This is a genomic window from Methanosarcina sp. UBA289, assembly GCA_002496565.1.
Classification (GTDB): domain Archaea; phylum Halobacteriota; class Methanosarcinia; order Methanosarcinales; family Methanosarcinaceae; genus Methanosarcina.
This window is the reverse complement of record DAKJ01000020.1, coordinates 18,261-18,693: the sequence shown is the minus strand read 5'-3', so window position 1 is coordinate 18,693 and position 433 is coordinate 18,261. Positions and strand designations below refer to the sequence as shown.

General features: G+C 38.3%; 1 protein-coding gene. It reads right to left on the bottom strand.

Annotated features, from left to right (window positions below; translation table 11 throughout):
- A partial coding sequence (locus BP549_RS12230; protein WP_292380994.1) for a PKD domain-containing protein occupies positions 1–433 on the bottom strand: 433 nt, incomplete at both ends.

Below are 433 nucleotides of genomic sequence, written 5' to 3'. Positions count from 1 at the left end.
GTTTTGTCGCAGCTGTCGTCACTGTTATATAATTCGATTTTTTAACCGTGTTACTTCCAGCTGCATTTGTTGCCGTAAGTGTTACTGTGTATTTTCCTGCTTTGGAATACTTATGTGTTGGACTCTTGGCTGTTGATGATGTTCCGTCTCCGAAATTCCATTTCCATGAAGTAGGAGTTCCTGTGCTTTTGTCAGTAAATGCAACTGTTAATGGTATATTTCCTGAGGTTGGAGATGCCGAAAACTCAGCAACTGAATCTTGGAAACCTGTTGTCACTGTTATATAATTTGATTTTGTAATCGTGTTACTTCCAGCTTCATTTGTTACTGTCAGTGTTACTTTGTATTTTCCTACTTTAGAATACTTATGTGTTGGATTCTGTAGGGTTGATGATGTTCCATCTCCAAAATTCCATTTCCATGCAGTGGGTGT